This is a genomic window from Vibrio sp. 1641 (assembly GCF_033339995.1).
In the GTDB taxonomy this organism is placed as follows: Bacteria; Pseudomonadota; Gammaproteobacteria; order Enterobacterales; family Vibrionaceae; genus Vibrio; species Vibrio alginolyticus.
In genome coordinates this window covers 1-521 of sequence record NZ_JAWOVP010000501.1, presented here as the reverse complement: position 1 = coordinate 521, position 521 = coordinate 1, and the positions used below count along the sequence as shown (strand labels likewise).

The window sequence follows — 521 nt, the reverse complement described above, 5'->3', positions numbered from 1 at the left end:
CGCTCTTCTGCCAACAGCTTTTCCACTTCCGAACGAATGCGCTCTTCGTCGTTAAGCTCGCTTTTGAGTGTTTCAACTTCGCTCTGAACTTGAGACAGCATGAGGCGCAGACGATGGTTTTTCTCTTCTAGTGATTCAAGCTCACTTTGCGAGCCCTGCAGCTTGTCTTTTAGATCACTAACCTGCTTTTCACCTTGTGGTGACGTCGAAACTGGTGGCACGTTTGCTGTCGTTTCAACAGGTTTAACTGGTTCAGGTTTTGGTGGAGTAACAACTGGCGGTTTTGGCGCAGTAGGCTCTGCAACAGGTTTAGGTTTAACCTCTATCTGTTTAACTGGAGCTGGCTTTTCTGGCTTGGGTTGTTTTAGTCGTGACTCATGCGCCTTCATAATGGCAACAGCTTGCTCAGTCGTCGCACTGCGAACTTGCTCTAATGAAGGAACACGAAGACGGCTGCCTGGGATCAGCTCGTGGATGTTTTGATTGTCAAACGCTTGAGGGTTGATTCGATAAATGGCGAG

At 48.4% G+C, this 521-nt stretch carries 1 protein-coding gene; it reads right to left on the bottom strand.

Going from position 1 to position 521, the window contains the following annotated elements; translation table 11 throughout:
• Nucleotides 1-521 (bottom strand): FimV/HubP family polar landmark protein (locus R7Z47_RS26795; RefSeq protein ID WP_318131018.1); only part of this gene is annotated, 521 nt, incomplete at both ends.